Raw genomic sequence first — 16,535 nt, 5'->3', positions numbered from 1 at the left:
AGTGGCGGCATGACCACCACCGTCACGTCGCACCGCACCCGCCCGCCGGCCCAGCCGCCCACCCTCAAGGCCCGCCGGCTGCCGAAGTACGCCGCACCGGCCATCGCGGCGGCCGCGCTGCTGGTCGCCGCTGCGGTCGTGTACGGCGCCGGCATCGGCGGCCCGGTGCTGGTCGTGGTACTCGGCGCGGGGCTCTACCTGGTCGGCCTCTTCGCCGCGGCGAACGCGGTCGAGGGGCGCCGGTCGGCGCGCAACCGCACCTGGAGCGCGCTGATCCACTCCGCGTTCGTACTGGCCGTCCTGCCGCTGGCCTCGGTGGTCTGGACGCTGGTCAGTAAGGGCGCCGAGCGGCTGGACGGCGATTTCTTCCTCACCTCGATGAACAACATCGGCGCCCGCGACCCGAACGGCGGGGCGTACCACGCGATCGTCGGCACGTTGCAGCAGGTCGGCATCGCCGCCCTGATCACCGTCCCGCTCGGCATCCTCTGCGCCATCTACGTCGTCGAGTACGGCCGGGGCCGGTTCGCCTTCGCGATCCGGTTCTTCGTGGACGTCATGACGGGCATCCCGTCGATCGTCGCCGGCCTGTTCGTGCTGGCGTTCTGGGTGCTGATCGTCTCGCCGTGGTTCAACGACGGCCGGCCGAGCTTCTCCGGCTTCGCCGCCGCGCTCGCGCTGAGCGTGCTGATGCTGCCCACCGTGGTCCGCTCCACCGAGGAGATGCTGCGTCTCGTCCCGGCGCCGCTGCGCGAGGGGGCGTACGCCCTCGGCGTGCCGAAGTGGAAGACCATCCTGCGGGTCGTGCTGCCCACCGCGCTGCCGGGCATCGTCACCGGCGTCATGCTCGCCATCGCCCGCGCGGCCGGCGAGACCGCCCCGGTGCTGCTCGTCGCCGGCGGCGGCGCGGCGATCAACTTCAACCCGTTCGAGAACAACCAGTCGTCGCTGGCCCTCTTCGTCTACCAGCAGGCGGGCGACGCGTCCCGGTACGCGCCGGCGCGGGCGTGGACCGCGGCGCTCACCCTGGTCGCCCTCGTGCTGATCCTGACCGTCGCGGCGAAGCTGCTGGCCCGCCGCAACCGGCTCGGCCGATGAACCCCGGAGGTACCACCACCATGGCCAAGCGCATCGAAGCCTCGAACGTGACCGCCTACTACGGCGCCTTCAAGGCGATCGAGAACATCAACCTGACCGTCGAGCCGAAGACGGTGACCGCCCTGATCGGCCCGTCCGGCTGCGGCAAGTCCACCTTCCTCCGGTCGATCAACAGGATGCACGAGGTGCTTCCCGGCGCCCGGGTCGAGGGCAGCCTCACCATCGACGACCAGGACATCTACGACCGGGACGTCGACGTCACCGCCGTCCGCCGCATGATCGGCATGGTCTTCCAGCGGCCGAACCCGTTCCCCACCATGAGCATCTTCGAGAACGTGGTGGCCGGCCTGCGGCTCAACGGGGTCCGCAAGAAGTCGATCCTGGACGAGGCGGCCGAGAAGGCGCTCCGCTCGGCCAACCTCTGGGACGAGGTGAAGGACCGGCTCGGCAAGCCCGGCGCCGGCCTCTCCGGCGGTCAGCAGCAGCGGCTCTGCATCGCCCGGACCATCGCGGTCGAGCCGCAGGTGGTGCTGATGGACGAGCCCTGCTCGGCGCTCGACCCGATCTCCACGCTGGCCATCGAGGACCTGATGTTCCAGCTCAAGGACAAGTTCACGATCATCATCGTCACGCACAACATGCAGCAGGCCGCCCGCGTCTCGGACCGGACCGCCTTCTTCTCCATCGAGCAGACCGGCGACCCGGGCCGCCTGATCGAGTACGACAACACGCAGAAGATCTTCAGCAACCCCGGGGTGAAGAAGACCGAGGACTACATCACCGGCCGCTTCGGCTGAGCCGGCCCGGCCCCGTCCCCGCCCATCGGCGTCCCGTCCCCGTCCCGGGCGGGGCGCCGTCGGCGTCCGTGCCCCCGGCTCCCGACCGCGTCGGCCGTCGGCCGACTCCCGTCCCGTCGGTCCCGGACCGGGGCGCAGGGCAGCGCCGGCACCCGGCGTCGGGTGCGGCGGTCAGGCCAGCACGAAGCGGGGTTCGCCGTCGTCGGGCAGGTCGAGGCGCGGGGTGACCGGGGTGGCGGCGTCCCGGGTCGCCGCCGCCCCGGCGACGCCGGCCAGGTCGCCGCCGGCCGCCACCTGGGCCAGGGTCACCAGGGTCGGCGGCAGCATGGTCAGCTCGCCCGCCTCCGCCCGGGCCAGGGCGTCCGCCGGGCGGATCCACAGGGTGTGGTCGGCCTCACCGGAGACGTCCCGGGTCCGCTGCCCCTCGGGCAGGAGGGCCACGAAGAAGTACGTGTCGAAGCGGCGCGGCTCGAACTCCGGCGTGATCCACCGGCTCCACGGCAGCAGCAGGTCCGACCGGAGGGTGAGCCCGCGCCGGGCGAGCAGATCCGCGAAGCCGCCCCGGCGCTGCTCCAGCGCCACCCGGTCGGCCTCCCAGTCGTCGCCGCTCACGTCGCCCACCACGGTCCCGGCGTCGGGGCCGGCGAGCAGGACCCCGGCCTCCTCGAACACCTCGCGGGCGGCGGCGCAGACCACCGCCTGGGCGGCCGCCGGGGTCAGCCCCAGCCGCTCGGCCCAGCCGGCCGGCGTCGGGCCGGCCCAGTCCAGGTGCGCCTGCGAGTCCGAGGGGTCGACCCCACCGCCGGGGAAGGCGTACATCCCGCCGAAGGCCATCGCGGCGACCCGCCGGATCAGGTACACCTCGAAGTCGTCGCCGGCCGGGCGGAGCAGCAGCACGGTGGCAGCGACCCGGGGCGCCGCCGGGGTGGCGCCCTCAGCGCGGAACCGGCGGGCGTGCTCCACCAGCGCCGGGGGTGCGGGGAAGCCGTCGGCGTGGATCGTCATGCGCCGAGCCTAGTTCCCGACCGGTGGATCGCCCGCTCTGCCGTCCGGCGACCTTCTCTAGGTGGCCGCCATGGCTCGTTGGGGCATCCTCGCCACCGGTAACATCGCCGGCCGCTTCGGGGAGGACCTCCGGCTGGTGCCGGGCGCCGAGCTGACGGCGGTCGGCTCGCGGACCGCCGAGAGCGCGGAGCGGTTCGCGCGCCGCCACGGCGTGCCGCGGGCGTACGCCTCGTGGGCGGAACTCGCCGCGGACGACGACCTGGACGTCGTCTCGTCGCCACCCCCGCACGCCGCGCACCACGAGGCGGCCCTGACCTGTCTCGCGGCCACCCTGGAGGTGACGGCCCTGCTCGACGGGATCCGCGCCCAGATCGGCGTCGACTACTCCTGACGCCCTGGACGCGCGAAGGGCCCCCGCCGGTCGGCGAGGGCCCTCCGGGTCGGCCGTCAGCTGAAGAGCGGGCGGGCCAGGAAGTACATCAGGGCGCCGATCGAGCCGGCGGCCGGGAACGTGAGGATCCACGCGCCGACGATGTTGCCGGCCACGCCCCACCGCACGGCGGAGAGCCGCTTGGTGGCGCCGACACCCATGATCGCCGAGGTGATCGTGTGGGTGGTCGAGATCGGGGCGCCGAGGACCAGCGCGTTGAAGTAGAGCACCGAGCTGGCCACGGTCTCGGCCGCGAACCCCTCCGGCGGCTTCAGGTCGATGATCTTCCGGCCGAGCGTCCGGATGATCCGCCACCCACCGGCGTACGTGCCGGCGGCCAGCACGGCCGCCGAGGTCCAGAACGCCCACTCCGGGATGAAGCTCGGGTCGTCCTGGTAGCCGCCCACGTAGAGGGCGAGCACCACGATGCCGATGGTCTTGGCGGCGTCCTGCATGCCGTGGCCGACCGACATCGCGGCGGCCGACGCGGTCTGCGCCCAGCGGAAGCCTCGGTTGAGCTTGCCGGGGTGCCCCTTCCGGAAGATCCACTGCACGGCGATCATGACGATGTAACCGAGCAGGAAGCCGACCATCGGCGAGAGGACCATCGGGATGATCACGCTCTCCCCGATGCCGCTCCAGAGCACGGTGCCGGACGCGGCGACGGTCGAGCCGACCAGTCCGCCGATCAGCGCGTGCGACGAGGACGACGGCAGGCCGAAGTACCAGGTGATCAGGTTCCACACGATCGCGCCGATCACGCCGGCGAAGACGATGCCGAGGCTGGCCTGCCCGGTGGGTAGTTTCACCAGGCCGCTGCCGACGGTCTTGGCCACCTCGGCGCCGAAGTGGGCGCCGATGAAGTTGCCGACCGCCGCCATGGCCAGGGCCACCCGGGGTGTGAGCGCCCGGGTGGAGATGCTGGTCGCGATCGCGTTGGCGGCGTCGTGGAAGCCGTTGGTGTAGTCGAACGCCAACGCCACCGCGATCACCGCCAGCACGGCGATGAGTTCGGGGCTCACAGGATCAGGACTCCTTGACCGCGATGGTCTCGACGGTGTTCGCCACGTGCTCGAAGGAGTCGCAGGCAGCCTCCAGCTCGTCGGCGACCTCCTTCATCTTCAGCACGGTCAGTGCGTCGTACTCGCCGGAGAAGAGGCGGACCAGCAGCATCCGGTACGCCTGGTCGCCGTCGTTCTCGAGCCGGTTGCACTCGATCCAGTAGTCCTCGAGGTCCTTCATCGACTTCAGCCGCGGCATGGCCTCGGCGGTCAGCTTCGCCTGCGCGTCGAGGACGTTGATCAGCTCGTGCATCTCCCGGGGCAGCGACGGGATCTTGGTGAGCCCGTAGAGGTAGAGCAGGTTGCCGACCGCCTCGAGGTGGTCCATCACGTCGTCCAGCAGCGAGCCGAGCCGGTAGATGTCCTCCCGGTCGAACGGCGTGATGAAGGTGGAGTTGATCTTCTTGTAGAGCTCGTGGGTGATCTGGTCGCTGTCGTGCTCCACCTCGGTGAGCCGCTCGCTGACCGACTGCACCTCCACACCGGGCAGGGCCAGCTCGTTGAGCAGTTCGGTGCCCTTCACCAGGTTCTGCGCGGCCCTGGTGAAGAGCTCGTAGAAGGCGCCCTCGTTCGGGCGGAAGGAAAACTTCACAGCACGGACCTCGTCGTGTCGGTGGAAGGGTACGGCCGCCCGGAGGGATGCCCGACTGGGAATGCTAGGAAACGACGGAAGCGGGAATTCCGCGGCCTCCCCCTGGTCAGGCCACATTCATCGGTCGTTCACCTGCCGTTCACCTACGACGTTTCCCTCAAATCTCAGCAGCCGCTCCCGTTCCCGCCGGACGTCGAAACCGGCAGGCGGATACCCCAGATCAAGGGGTGCCGAACGTCTCCCTGAGCAGGTGCGCGACCGCCCCGGTCGCGGTGCCACTCGCGGTCCGCCGGCACCGCGTACCAGCCCCCGCCCCGTCCGCCCGTCGAGGCGGGACGGTGGGTGGGGCGGGGTGGCGGGAGAATGGGGCGACGGGTCGGTGCTGGGAGGTTCGGGTGCGGGATCTGGCGACGGAGTTCGAGGCCGAGCGGGGGCGGCTGCTGGCGGTCGCGTACCGGATGCTCGGCAGCCGCGGCGAGGCCGAGGACGCCGTGCAGGAGACCTGGCTGCGGTACGCCGCCGCGCTCGCCGACCCGGCGGCCCGCGCCGAGATCCGGCACCTCGGCGCCTGGCTGACCACCGCCTGCGCCCGGATCTGCCTGGACGTGCTGCGCTCGGCGCGGGTGCGGCGGGAGGCGTACCCCGGCCAGTGGCTGCCGGAGCCCGTGGTGACCCCGCTCGACCAGGGCCCGCGCACCGACGGCTTCGCGCCCGACCCGGCGGAGCGCGCGGTCCGCACCGACCAGGTCGGCACGGCGCTCATGGTGGTGCTGGAACGGCTCACGCCCGAGCAGCGGGTCGCCTTCGTGCTGCACGACGTCTTCGCCGTCCCCTTCCCCCGGATCGCCGAGGCGCTCGGCACGACCGACGCCGCCGCCCGCCAGCTCGCCTCCCGGGCCCGCCGGGCGGTGCAGGCGCCCGACGCGCCCCGGGACACCGCCGACCCGGCCGAGCAGCGCCGGGTCGTCGCCGCGTTCGTCGCCGCCGTCGAGTCGGGCGACCTGGACGCGCTGGTGCGGGTGCTCGCCCCGGGCGTGGTCCTCATCGGCGACAGCGGCGGCCACTTCCCGGCGGCCCGCCGCCCGGTGGTCGGCGTCGACGCGGTGGCCCGGTTCGTCCTGGGCCTCTTCGGCCGGGCCGGCCGCTACGGCGCCACGGTGCGCGCCCGCCCGGTGCTCGTCGACGGCGTGCTGGGGATGCAGATGGAGACGGTGCACTCCGACGGCCGGCCGCTGCGGGTGGTCGCCGCCCTGGCGGTGGACGGCGGCCGGGTGACCGGGATCTTCCACCAGCTCAACCCGGAGAAGCTGCGCGACGTGCCGCCACTGGGGGCCGACGACCGCTGGCCGCCACGCTGGTGACCCCCGGCGCCGCGTCGGCGACATCCAGGCGCCGCGTCGGTGCCCCGTGGGCCGCCGTGTCGACGGAAGCGCTCGGGCGCGCCCGGCCACGGCGACCGCGCCGGCTCAGACCACCAGGGCGAGCCACTTCCGGTACGACGTGGCGAACGGCTCGGTGCCGTCGCCGAGCGCGCCGAGGAGCCACCGGGCCGCCGCCTCGGCCTCCGCCACCACGTCGTCCGGATAGCCGAAGCGGGCCCGGTGCTCGGCGAACTCGTCCTCGTCGCGCAGCTCGACCGCGCCGGTGGCCCGGCGGCGCACCACGTCCAGGTCCAGGTCGATCAGGTGGACGGTGTGGTCGTCCTCCCAGCGGGCCGGGCTGGCGATGTCGCAGTAGACCTCGCTGGTGCGCGGCGGCGGGTTGAACATGCCGGTCCACCAGCCCTGGTGGGGCACCAGGAGCACGAACGGGATCTGCTCGACCGACGGCCGGCCGTGGTAGACCGACTTCGTGCCCTCGGTGACGCCGAGCCAGACGCCGAGGTCGTCCTCGGCCAGCCGGCGGGCCGGGTAGTCGCGGTGGGCGCTGCCGTCGTACTTGCGGTAGATCACGCGGACCACGTCGCTCGGCATGAGTCGCACCCTAACCGATACCGCCCATCTGTCGCCGCACGGAAGTTACCGGACTCGGCCCGTGGGATTCCGTACCGTGACGGCGCCACGCCCGGATCGGCGCGGCCGGTGTCGGCGCCGGCGGGTACCGTCGCACGGTGACTCCGCGCCTCGCCACCGGTTCCGCCGCCCCCTCGCCCCGCACCGGAGGCCGCCGGCGGGGCTCCCGGCCGAGCGGGGCCGAGCTGCTCGCCGCCGCGGTCGGCGCGGTGCCCGGCGGCGCCGCGCGCCCGGGCCAGCAGCAGATGGCCACCGCCATCGAGGAGTGCGTGCAGGCGCGCGAGCACCTGCTCGTGCAGGCCGGCACGGGCACCGGCAAGTCGCTGGCCTACCTCACCCCGGCGCTGACCGTGGACGGCCCGGTGGTGGTCTCCACGGCCACCCTGGCGTTGCAGTCCCAACTGGTCGACCACGACCTGCCCCGGCTCGCCGACGCCGTGGAGCCGGTACTCGGGCGCCGGCCCACCTTCGCCGTGCTCAAGGGGCGGCACCACTACCTCTGCCTCGCCCGGCTGGACAACTCCACAGAGGACGAGCCGGAGGACACGCTCTTCGACGCCCCGGCGGCGCGCCCCGGCGGCGGCACGAAGTGGCTCGGCGAGGCGGGGCGGCTCGGCAAGCAGATCCAGCGGCTGCGCGACTGGGCGGAGAAGACCGACACCGGCGACCGGGACGAGCTGGACCCGGGCGTCGACGACCAGGCGTGGCGGCTGGTCTCCATGCCGGCCCGGGAGTGCGTCGGCGCGGCCCGCTGCCCGTTCGGCGCGGAGTGCTTCGCCGAGGCCTCCCGCGCCCGCGCCCGCGAGGCCGACATCGTCGTCACCAACCACAGCCTGCTGGCCGTGGACATGCTCGCCGGCCGGCACATCGTGCCGCCGCACAAGCTGCTCATCGTGGACGAGGCGCACGAGCTGGCCGACCGCGTCTCCTCGGCCGCCCAGGCCGAGCTGGTGCCGGAGCTGATCGACCGCTCCGCGAAGCGGGCCCGCCCACTGCTGCGCCCGGAGACCGCCGACTCGCTCACCGCGGCCGGCGACGCCCTGGCCGTCGGGCTGGCGGAGGCACCGGCCGGGCGGATCACCTCCGGGTTGCCGGCCGCGCTGCGCGAGGCGTGCACCCTGCTCGACGCGGCCACCCGGGCGGCGCTCGACGGCATCGGCGAGATCAAGGCCGACGACCCCGATCCGGTGCGCAAGCAGCAGGCCAAGGCGGTGCTCGACGAGCTGTCCGCCACCGCCCAGCGGCTGCTGGAAGAGGCCGACCACGACGTGGCCTGGGTGGAGAAGAACGACAACACCGGCCGCCGGGCGCTGGTGGTCGCGCCGCTGTCGGTCGCCGGCACCCTCGCCACCCACCTGTACGACGAGCGCACGGTGGTCGCCACCTCGGCGACCCTGACGCTCGGCGGCCGGTTCGACACGGTGGCCCGGGCGCTGGGCCTGGAGGCGCCCCCGGCCGACCCGCCGTCACCGGCCGCCGCGGCCCTGGCCGCCCGCGCCGCCGGCCGCACCGACCCGGCGGGGCGCGCCGGGGTCACGTCGGCCGCCGGGCCCGGCCCGGTCGGGGCCACGGGTGGCGGCGGGGCGACCGGACGCGCCGGGTCGGCGGGGAGCGAGCCGCCTGGCCCTGCGACCGGCACGCCCGGGCTGCCGGCGACGTCGGGGCCCGGGTGGCGCTCGCTCGACGTCGGCTCGCCGTTCGACTACGCGCGGCAGGGCATCCTCTACGTCGCCGCGCACCTGCCCCGGCCCAGCGTCTCCGGGCTGCCCGACGCGGCCGGCGAGGAACTGCTCGCGCTGGTCACCGCGCTCGGCGGGCGTACGCTCGGCCTCTTCTCCTCGCGACGGGCCGCGCAGCAGGCGGCGGAGCTGCTGCGCGCGCGGACCGACCTGCCCGTCCTGCTCCAGGGCGAGGAGGCGCTGCCGCTGCTGGTGCGCCGGTTCCGGGAGGAGAAGGCGAGCTGCCTGTTCGGGGTGATGTCGCTGTGGCAGGGCGTCGACGTGCCCGGCGACTCCTGCCAGCTGGTGGTCATCGACCGGCTGCCCTTCCCCCGGCCGGACGAGCCGCTCGCGGCGGCCCGGGCCGCCGCGGTCGACGCCAACGGCGGGTCCGGTTTCGCCGCGGTGAGCGTGCCGATCGCCGCGGTCCGGCTGGCGCAGGGGGTGGGGCGGCTGATCCGGTCGACCGGCGACAAGGGCGTGGTCGCGGTGCTCGACTCGCGGCTGGAGACCGCGCGGGGCTACGGAGCCTTCCTGCGCCGCTCGCTGCCGCCGTTCTGGTACACCACCCGGCCGGAGGTCGCCCGCGGCGCTCTCGAACGCCTCGCCAAGGTCTGACCCGCCCAGGCGGGTCAGGGGGCCTTGGCGGCGACGACGACGGCGTCGGGCGGGGTGTCCGGAACGGTGCGGGCGGCGAGCCGGCGGACGGCCGTGTTCAGCACGGCGATCAGCGGCACCGAGACGAGCGCGCCGGTGATCCCGGCGAGGACCACGCCGGCCGCGATCCCGATGATCACCGCGAGCGGGTGGATCGCCACCGCGCGCCCCATGATCAGCGGCTGGAGGAGGTGCCCCTCCACCTGCTGCACCCCGATCACCACGCCGAGGATGATCAACGCGGTCACCAGGCCGCTGTCGACCAGCGCGACCAGGACCGCGACGACGCCCGACAGGGTCGCCCCGACGATCGGGATGAACGCCCCGAGGAAGACCAGCGCGGCGAGCGGGAAGGCGAACGGGATGTCGAAGACGACCAGGAAGATGCCGATGCCGACCGCGTCGATGAAGGCGACCAGCACGGTCGCGCGTACGTAGGCGACCAGGGTCGACCACGAGGCCCGGCCGGCGTCGTCGACCTTCCAGCGGGCGGCCACCGGCAGCAGCCGGACCAGGAAGCGCCAGATCCGGTTGCCGTCACGCAGGAAGAAGAAGGTGGCGAAGAGCACCAGCAGCGTGCCGGTCAGCACCTCGGCCAGCGTCGCGGCCGTGGAGAGGGCGCCGCTGGTGAGCTTCTCGGTGTTGTCGTTGACCCACTTCTGGCCCTCTTCGATGTAGCGGTCGAGCTGGCCGTCGGAGAGGTGCAGCGGGCCCGTCTTGAGCCAGTCCTGGATCTGCCGGACGCCCTCCGACGACTTCTTGCTCAGCTCCGGCACGCCCTGGATGAACTCGTTCACCACCAGGGTCAGCGTGCCGATCACCGCGGCGAGGCCCCCGACCAGCACCACCGCGGTCGCCAGCGAGCGGGGGAAGCGGGCCCGCAGCAGCCAGCTGACGGCCGGCGCGAGCAGCGCCGAGAGCAGCAGCGCGACCGCCAGCGGGATGACCACGATCTTGATGGTGCCGACGATCCTCATCAGCGCCCAGGCGACGACGCCGATCACGATCAGCCGCCAGGACCAGGCCGCGGCAATCCGCAGCCCGTGCGGCACGTCGGCGTCGTCGCGGCTGGAGGTGGAGGTGTGCATCGCCGCGGGCGGCTCCGCGCCCACCACGGTCGCGGTCGCCGACGCCGCCGGTCCGGGGGACGCCGGCGAGGCCACCCCGGCCGGCTCGGAAGCGTCGACCGGGTCCGTACGACGGGGGCGCACCGATTTCCGGCCCGACTCGTACGCGCGACGAAGCCGTCCGCGTACCCGCTCGAAGCGGCTCAAGTGCACCTCCTGGCTTCAGAACCTGGCCGTGCCCGCCCTGGTGGGCGGACAGGATACGTCCGACCACGCCACCGTAGGGCAGTTCCGCCACACAGTGCCCCCCGCCCCCGGCGCGTAACCGCTCACGGCCGCCCGACCGGGACACGGTAGCGTTTCCGGCGTGACCGCCGACAAGAATCTCGACTCCGGCCTGCCGATCCGCCTGCTGCACGACCGCGTGCTGGTGCGGATGGAGGGGAGCGAGGGTGAGCGCCGCTCCACCGCCGGCATCGTGATCCCGGCGACCGCCGCGGTGGGCAAGCGGCTCGCCTGGGCCACCGCTGTCGGGGTGGGGCCGAACGTCCGCGCCATCGTCTCGGGCGACCGGGTCCTGTTCGACCCGGACGACCGCTCGGAGGTCGAGCTGCACGGCCGCGGGTACGTGCTGCTGCGCGAGCGCGACGTGCACGCCGTGGCCGCCGAGCGCGTGGAGAACGACTCCACCGGCCTCTACCTCTGAGCCCTCCCCGCCCGCCCCGCCGCGCGCGGCTGCGGGCGCCGGTGTCGTTTGCGGCGCTCCCGGCCGGGAAGCCAGCCGCACCACCGGCCCTGGGGAGGGACGATGCCGGTATTCGTGAAGAAGCTGCTGCTCTGGGGAAGCGTCGCGTTCCTGATCTACTTCATGGCGTTCCGGCCGGAGGGCGCGGCGGAGATGTTCAAGGCGATCGGGGCGGGGCTGATGGCGATGGCGCAGGGCCTCGGCGACTTCCTCACCAGCCTGATGACCTGACGACCCGGACCACCACGGGGCGACCCGGGGCGCCGCCCCAGCGGTGACCGGCGGCCGGGGGCCGGGTCAGTGGTGGCCGGGCGGCCAGGGGCCCGCGGGTCGCGCGCCGGGCCAGCCGGGCGGGCCGTAGCCGGGGGCCCCGTAGCCGGCGGGAAAGGCCGGGGGCGGCGGGGCGAGCACCACCGGGATCGGCACCACCGGCTCGTCCGGCGCCTCGACCGGCCGCTGCGAGCCGTCCGGGAACCGCAGGTGGTAGCGGTGCCCGTCCCAGATCCCGGCCGGCGCCTGCGGATCCCTCCCCACGAAGAACGACCGGTACGCGGCGATCGCCTCCAGCAGCTCCCGTTCCTCCCGCGCCGTCCGTTCCCGGTCCGCCGGCCTGCGGTCCAGGCCGCGCAGCGCGCCGTCGCGCAGCAGCGCCAGCCGGGTCGCCGCGAACTGGTAGCCGCGCATGGCCCGCACGCCGGGGTCCCCGGCCACCCGCTTGGCCCACACCCGGGCCGCGTGCCGTCGCCCCAGGCTGCTCAGCGCCGCCACCTCCGGCGGGGTCAGCCAGCCGGCCCGGACGTAGTCCGGCAGGGTGCGCTCGGTGAGCCGCCCCTCCCAGGCCCGCAGCCACACGGCCAGCCCGACCATGCCGAAGAAGATCGGCACCATCACGCCGATGAAGCCGTACAGCATGATCAGCGCCTCACCGGTGGCCTGGGTGAGCGTGGGCAGCAGGTTCCACAGGCCGTGCAGCATCATCGCCAGCAGCAGGCCGGCGATCGGGGCGAGCACCCGGACGCGTCGGTCGGCGGTGCGGGCGGCGATGCCCAGCCCGACCCCGGTCATCGAGGTGAACAGCGGGTGGGCGAAGCCGAAGAGCAGGATCCGGACGATGAAGATCGCGATGACCTGCTGCGTGCCGGTCGCCGGGCCGTACCGCTCGACGCCGGTGGCGTAGCCGTAGCCGCCCAGGTAGAGGATGTTCTCCACCATGGCGAACCCGATCGCGGAGAGCCCGCAGTAGACCAGGGCGTCGGTGATCCCGGAAATCTCCCGTCGGCGGAAGATCAGCAGCAGGATCGGCCCGAGCGCCTTGGTGAGCTCCTCGATGAACGGCGCGACCAGCACCGCCGTCAGCGCGGTCGGCAGCCCCCAGTCGTCGAAGAGCCCGGACGAGAACTCGTTGACGGTCAGCGAGGCGGCGGTCGAGACGAACGCGCCCCAGGCGAAGCAGAAGATCAGGTATTTCAGCGGTTCCGGTTCGTACCGGTCGAGCCAGAGGAAACAGCCCACCAGCACCGGAACCGGGAGGATCGCCGCGACCAGGCCGATCAGCAGCGCCTGCACGCCGAGGCTCTCGCCGAGCGTGAAGACCATGAACACCGCGCAGGCGGCGATCAGCAGGACGACCCCGGCCAGCACCAGGGCCCGCCGCCAGCCCAGCCGGCGCAGCGGCATCCGGGGAGCGGCCGCGCCCGACGGCGGGACGGCGGGCACGGTCGGCGACGGCGGCAGGGGTGCGCCGGGCGGGGTGTCGGCCATGCGGTCAGCGTAGTCACCCCCGGCCGGCTGGACCGGGCGCATCCGCGCGCTATGCTGCCGGCAGGTCACGAGCGCCAGCGTCAAGCCCCGGCTTGCTGGCCGGCAACCCTCGTCGAGGTTCGCGGTGGGGTGCCCCGGGTGATGACCGGGCCCGGCCCGATCCGCGTGCCGGGCAAGCGCGGACCCCGCCCGGTGTGCCCACCCGGGGTCCCCGGACCCGGAGGTCGGCCGATGACCGTCACCCTCGTACCCCCGCCCGCGCCGCACCCGACGCGGACCGCGCCGCCGCCCGCGGCCGCCGGGCCGCTCGACGTGCTCGGCGTGCCGGGCCAGGTCAACCTGGACTACGCGGCCACCGCGCCGTGCGCGCGGGCCGCCGCCGACGCGGTGGCCGAGCTGCTCCCCTGGTACGCCAGCGTGCATCGCGGCGCGGGGGCGCTGTCCCGGCGCTGCACCCTCGCCTACGAGCGCGCCCGGCAGACCGTCGGCGACTTCTTCGGCGCCCGCGCCGGCGACCACGTGCTCTTCACCCGCAACACCACGGACGCGCTGAACCTGCTGGCCCGGGTGCTGCCCGCCGGCACCACGGTGGTGACCTTCGGCGGGGAGCACCACGCGAACCTGCTGCCCTGGCCGCGCGGATCGGTCCGGCTGCCGGTGCCGCGGGAGCCGGCCGAGGCGGTCCGGGCGCTGAACGCCGCCCTCGCCGAGCTGCGCAGGCCGGGCACGGGGGGCAGCCCCGGCGCCGACCGCCGCCCGCCCGTGCTCGTCGCGGTGACCGGGGCGAGCAACGTGACCGGCGAGCGCTGGCCCGTGGCGGAGCTGGCCCGGGTGGCCCGGCGGCACGGGGCCCGGATCGCCGTGGACGCCGCGCAGCTCGCCCCGCACGCGCCGGTGGACGTCGCCACCCTCGACGTCGACTACCTCGCGGTCTCCGGCCACAAGCTGTACGCGCCGTTCGGCGCGGGGGTGCTCGTCGGGCGGGCGGACTGGCTGGACGCCGCGCCGCCGTACCTGGCCGGCGGGGGCGCCACCGGTCACGTCGGCGCGGCCACCCACGACGTACGCTGGGCGACCGGACCGGCCCGGCACGAGGCGGGCACGCCGAATCTGCTCGGCGCGGTCGCCCTCGCGGCGGTCTGCGGCGCCCTGGCCGGGGCCGACCGGGCGGCGCTGCACGACGCCGAGCAGGCCCTGCTGGCCCGGCTGCGCCACGGCCTGGCGGCCCTGCCGCACGTGGTGGAGCTGCGCACCTTCGGGCCGGACGCGGCGCGGGTGGGCATCGTGTCGTTCGTGGTGGCCGGCCGGGACTCGGCGGACGTGGCGGCGGACCTGGCCGGCAACCACGACATCGGGGTGCGCGACGGCCTCTTCTGCGCCCACCCGCTGGCCCGGCGACTGCTCGCCGAGGCGGCGGCGCGCAGCGGCCGGCGGGACCTGCCGCCGACCGCCCTGCGGGCGAGCGTCGGCTTGGGCAGCACGGCGGAACACGTGGACCGGCTGCTCGCCGCCCTCGCCGCGGCGGCCTGAACGACCGCCGCCGCACGGCTGACCCGCGCGCCGGCGGGTCAGCCGACCGGCGGGGCGGTGGGCGGCTTCGGGGCGGTGGCCGGCTCGGCCTGGCCGCTCGGGGTGTCCTGGTCGCCGAAGGACTCCCGGACCAGGCGGTTCGCCTCCTCCTGGCTGATCCCGGAGGCCACCAGCAGGTCGCTGGCCGTGGTGCGCACCTGCGCGATCACCACGCTGCCGGAGAAGCCCACCCCCTCGGCGTACGCCCGGCCGGCCTCGCTGACCGCGCGCAGCGCCCGCTCCCGTGCCTTCTCCGGCTCCTCGCCGACGGCGAACTCGTGCTTGAGCAGGCGTACCGACTCGGCGAGGTGGGCCGCCGCGTCCGGCATCGGCTCCGGCACGGGCTCCTCGTCCTCGATCAGGGTGACCGCGCGTCGGATCAGCGTGCCGGCGTTGCGCATCGCCCGGTCGATCGGGTCGGCGGCGTCGGCGTAGTGGGTGAGTTCGTCCCGCCGGTGCCACCGGGCCGGTGAGAGGACGGCGGTTTCCTTCGCCCCCTCGATCGCCTCGGTGAAGGTGGACAGCTCCTCCTGGTTGTTACGCAGCCGGTCCAGTGCTTGTTGGGCCCTGTCCCGGTCCCGTTGGCGGAGGGCGTCGGCGGTGTCGTCGAGTTGCGCGGCGAGCAGGTCCAGCGCCGGCCGGGCGGCCCGGTTGATCACCCGGAGCGGATTGAGCGGCAGCAGGACCGAGGTGACCAGCAACGCGATCCCGCCGCCGACGAACGCGTCGACGAACCGGGGGATCTCCAGGTTCGCGGTCTTCGGGCTCAGCGTGACGATCAGCACGGCCGTGGCCGCCGCCTGGATGACGATGGACACGCTGGCGCCGGCGAAGATGGTCAGCACGATCGACCCGGTCACCACGAGGCCGAGCTGCCACGCCCCGGTGCCGACCAGGTAGATGAGGAAGTCGCCCACGGCGACCCCGATCGCCACCCCCACGATCAGCTCCACCGTACGGCGGAGCCGCTGCCCGACCGAGGCGGCGAGGGTGCCGACCGCGGAGATCGGCGCGAACACCGGCTCCGGGTTGCCCAGCAGATTGTGCGCCGCCCACCAGGACAGGCCGGCGGCGAGGCCGGCCTGCACGGCCAGGCCCCACGCCATCCGCACCCGGTGCAGCCGGTCGTGCAGGGTCGCCCTGCCGCGGTGCCGCAGCTTCTCCATCGCGTCGGCGATGCGGGCCCCGTCGATGTCCGTTCCGCCGTCGCGGCGGATGGCGCGCCGCACCAGCGAGAGTCGACGGTCCCGGGCCACGGCCATGGCGGGGACTACCCGTACCGGGGCGGGTGAATCCTCCGTGTCGGCGGCGGTGCGGCAGACTCGGCCGCATGGCCGACCTTCTCGACCGGTGGCGGGCGGCGGCCCGGGGCGCCGGGGCTACCGACGCGACGGAGCGGGACCGCGCCGGGGCGGAGCTGCTGGGGCGCTGGCGGGAACCGCACCGGCACCACCACACGGTCGCCCACCTGACCGTCGTCCTCGACGTGGTCGACGCGCACGCGTCGTCCGCCGCGCGGCCGGACCTGGTGCGCCTCGCGGCCTGGTGCCACGACGCGGTCTACGACCCGCGCGCCGAGGGCGACGCCAACGAGCGGGACAGCGCGGCGCTCGCCGACGCCCTGCTCACCCGGTCGGGGCTGCCGGCCGACGCCGTGGCCGAGGTCCGCCGGCTGGTGCTGCTCACCGCCGGGCACGCCGTCGACCCGGGCGACGCCGACGGCGCGCTGCTCTGCGACGCCGACCTCGCCGTCCTGGCCGCGCCACCCGGGGCGTACGACCACTACGCCGCCGCGATCCGCCGGGAGTACGCGCACGTGCCCGACCCGGCCTTCCGGGCCGGCCGTGCCCGGGTGCTCGCCGGGCTGCTCGCCCTGCCGGCCCTGTTCCGGCTGCCGCCGCTGGCCACCCGCTGGGAAGCCCGGGCCCGCGCCAACCTCACCCGCGAACTGGCCACCCTCCACTGACTCCCGCCGTCGGCCCCCCCACCCTCGGCCCCCGCGATCTTGCAGTTTCGGCCCTGG

Annotated in this window: 14 protein-coding genes, 3 pseudogenes and 1 riboswitch; of the genes and pseudogenes, 10 read left to right on the top strand and 7 right to left on the bottom strand. The window is 74.6% G+C overall.

Features of this window, described 5'->3' with window-relative positions; translation table 11 throughout:
• The first annotated feature begins 9 nt into the window (after window positions 1-9).
• Window positions 10-1,098, top strand: coding sequence for a phosphate ABC transporter permease PstA (gene pstA, locus ACGF5C_RS18040; protein ID WP_393302953.1), 1,089 nt, complete (start codon window positions 10-12; stop codon window positions 1,096-1,098).
• 20 nt (window positions 1,099-1,118) lie between these two features.
• Complete coding sequence (gene pstB / locus ACGF5C_RS18035) at window positions 1,119-1,895, top strand: phosphate ABC transporter ATP-binding protein PstB (protein WP_393303134.1); 777 nt, start codon at window positions 1,119-1,121, stop codon at window positions 1,893-1,895.
• 171 nt (window positions 1,896-2,066) lie between these two features.
• Here the strand turns inward: pstB and ACGF5C_RS18030 are convergent, their stop codons facing one another.
• Window positions 2,067-2,900: an NUDIX domain-containing protein gene (locus ACGF5C_RS18030; protein WP_393302951.1), complete on the bottom strand. Its 834-nt coding sequence runs from the start codon at window positions 2,898-2,900 to the stop codon at window positions 2,067-2,069.
• A gap of 70 nt (window positions 2,901-2,970) precedes the next feature.
• Between ACGF5C_RS18030 and ACGF5C_RS18025 the strand changes: the two are divergent.
• Window positions 2,971-3,228 (top strand): annotated as a pseudogene (locus tag ACGF5C_RS18025) (Gfo/Idh/MocA family protein); the annotation flags it as partial.
• Window positions 3,229-3,347: 119 nt separating this feature from the next.
• Here the strand turns inward: ACGF5C_RS18025 and ACGF5C_RS18020 are convergent.
• Window positions 3,348-4,352 (bottom strand): inorganic phosphate transporter, encoded by a 1,005-nt coding sequence (locus tag ACGF5C_RS18020; RefSeq protein ID WP_350706912.1) that lies wholly within the window; start codon window positions 4,350-4,352, stop codon window positions 3,348-3,350.
• Between the two features lie 4 nt (window positions 4,353-4,356).
• Window positions 4,357-4,983 carry a DUF47 family protein gene (locus ACGF5C_RS18015; RefSeq protein ID WP_350706910.1) on the bottom strand — a complete coding sequence of 209 codons (627 nt, stop codon included), beginning with the start codon at window positions 4,981-4,983 and terminating at the stop codon, window positions 4,357-4,359.
• Between the two features lie 395 nt (window positions 4,984-5,378).
• Between ACGF5C_RS18015 and sigJ the strand changes: the two genes are divergently transcribed.
• Window positions 5,379-6,344 carry an RNA polymerase sigma factor SigJ gene (gene sigJ, locus ACGF5C_RS18010; RefSeq protein ID WP_393302949.1) on the top strand — a complete coding sequence of 322 codons (966 nt, stop codon included), beginning with the start codon at window positions 5,379-5,381 and terminating at the stop codon, window positions 6,342-6,344.
• A gap of 105 nt (window positions 6,345-6,449) precedes the next feature.
• Here the strand turns inward: sigJ and ACGF5C_RS18005 are convergent, their stop codons facing one another.
• Window positions 6,450-6,956 (bottom strand): DUF402 domain-containing protein, encoded by a 507-nt coding sequence (locus ACGF5C_RS18005; protein ID WP_350706906.1) that lies wholly within the window; start codon window positions 6,954-6,956, stop codon window positions 6,450-6,452.
• Between the two features lie 66 nt (window positions 6,957-7,022).
• Between ACGF5C_RS18005 and ACGF5C_RS18000 the strand changes: the two are divergent.
• Both ACGF5C_RS18000 and ACGF5C_RS17995 read left to right on the top strand, forming a co-directional pair.
• Window positions 7,023-8,452, top strand: a pseudogene (locus ACGF5C_RS18000) (ATP-dependent DNA helicase); the annotation flags it as partial.
• A 189-nt stretch (window positions 8,453-8,641) separates the two neighbouring features.
• Window positions 8,642-9,331: pseudogene (locus ACGF5C_RS17995) on the top strand (ATP-dependent DNA helicase); the annotation flags it as partial.
• 14 nt (window positions 9,332-9,345) lie between these two features.
• On the opposite strand, the gene ACGF5C_RS17990 reads toward ACGF5C_RS17995, so the two are convergent.
• On the bottom strand, window positions 9,346-10,644 hold the full coding sequence (locus ACGF5C_RS17990; RefSeq protein WP_393302947.1) for an AI-2E family transporter: 1,299 nt from the start codon (window positions 10,642-10,644) through the stop codon (window positions 9,346-9,348).
• Between the two features lie 160 nt (window positions 10,645-10,804).
• Here ACGF5C_RS17990 and ACGF5C_RS17985 point away from each other — a divergent pair, with 160 nt between their 5' ends.
• Window positions 10,805-11,143: a co-chaperone GroES gene (locus ACGF5C_RS17985; RefSeq protein WP_350686889.1), complete on the top strand. Its 339-nt coding sequence runs from the start codon at window positions 10,805-10,807 to the stop codon at window positions 11,141-11,143.
• A gap of 102 nt (window positions 11,144-11,245) precedes the next feature.
• Entirely contained in the window at window positions 11,246-11,413 is a 168-nt protein-coding gene (locus ACGF5C_RS17980; RefSeq protein ID WP_350706900.1) for a hypothetical protein, read from the top strand.
• Window positions 11,414-11,479: 66 nt separating this feature from the next.
• Here the strand turns inward: ACGF5C_RS17980 and ACGF5C_RS17975 are convergent, their stop codons facing one another.
• A complete protein-coding gene (locus tag ACGF5C_RS17975) occupies window positions 11,480-12,943 on the bottom strand; it encodes a PrsW family intramembrane metalloprotease (RefSeq protein WP_393302945.1) in 1,464 nt (487 codons plus the stop codon).
• Window positions 12,944-13,006: 63 nt separating this feature from the next.
• Window positions 13,007-13,128, top strand: a riboswitch (SAM riboswitch).
• 46 nt (window positions 13,129-13,174) lie between these two features.
• Between ACGF5C_RS17975 and ACGF5C_RS17970 the strand changes: the two genes are divergently transcribed.
• Window positions 13,175-14,473 (top strand): aminotransferase class V-fold PLP-dependent enzyme, encoded by a 1,299-nt coding sequence (locus ACGF5C_RS17970; protein ID WP_393302943.1) that lies wholly within the window; start codon window positions 13,175-13,177, stop codon window positions 14,471-14,473.
• Window positions 14,474-14,511: 38 nt separating this feature from the next.
• Here ACGF5C_RS17970 and ACGF5C_RS17965 read toward each other — a convergent pair whose 3' ends face one another.
• Window positions 14,512-15,768, bottom strand: a complete 1,257-nt coding sequence (locus ACGF5C_RS17965) for an aromatic acid exporter family protein (RefSeq protein WP_393303132.1) — start codon at window positions 15,766-15,768, stop codon at window positions 14,512-14,514.
• Window positions 15,769-15,842: 74 nt separating this feature from the next.
• Between ACGF5C_RS17965 and ACGF5C_RS17960 the strand changes: the two genes are divergently transcribed.
• Window positions 15,843-16,478: a metal-dependent phosphohydrolase gene (locus ACGF5C_RS17960; RefSeq protein ID WP_393302941.1), complete on the top strand. Its 636-nt coding sequence runs from the start codon at window positions 15,843-15,845 to the stop codon at window positions 16,476-16,478.
• Window positions 16,479-16,535 lie beyond the last annotated feature (57 nt).

The sequence above is a fragment of the Micromonospora sp. NPDC047620 genome (assembly GCF_043205005.1).
GTDB lineage: Bacteria > Actinomycetota > Actinomycetes > Mycobacteriales > Micromonosporaceae > Micromonospora.
Note: the sequence above shows the minus strand (reverse complement) of the source record. Positions and strands in the feature narration are given on the sequence as shown.